The organism is Saccharopolyspora terrae (genome assembly GCF_004348435.1).
GTDB classification, from domain to species: Bacteria; Actinomycetota; Actinomycetes; order Mycobacteriales; family Pseudonocardiaceae; genus Saccharopolyspora; species Saccharopolyspora endophytica.
In genome coordinates this window covers 1-437 of the sequence record NZ_SMKS01000163.1, presented here as the reverse complement: position 1 = coordinate 437, position 437 = coordinate 1, and the positions used below count along the sequence as shown (strand labels likewise).

Genomic DNA, 437 nt, shown 5'->3' with positions numbered 1-437 from the left:
GACAGGTCCTTGGCAGAGCACGCCGAAGCGGCCAGATCTTGGAAGAGTCAGTCCCGGGCGTCGGCACCGATCCTTGCAGCGATCCATCCAGAACCGCCGGATTACACACTCACAGATCTTGGACGGTCCTCGGTGGGTTTCCTCAGGCCGTGGCGGTGAGATGGTCTCGGTGTACCTCGGCCGGGGTGCGGTAGCCGAGGCTGCTGTGTAGTCGTTTCCGGTTGTAGAACACTTCGATGTAGTCGGCGACGGCGAAGCGGGCGCGGGCTCGCGTGGCGAACGGTTCGCGGTGATACATCTCGTTTTTCAGTGAGGTGATCTCAGTGGATTCGGTTGTGTTCGTGGTGGGTGAGTACGAGTGCGGCTTGGACGATGTTTCCGATTTTTCGGGGGCTGGCGGCGATGTGTTGCAGGGTGCGCCAGCGGCCGGTGAGCAG

The 437-nt window shown here is 61.8% G+C and carries 1 protein-coding gene; it reads right to left on the bottom strand.

The genetic code is table 11. The features are described 5' to 3' along the window. Positions 1-142: 142 nt before the first annotated feature. Positions 143-437: IS3 family transposase (locus E1181_RS32465; protein ID WP_235877186.1), on the bottom strand; the 295-nt coding region annotated here is incomplete at its 5' end.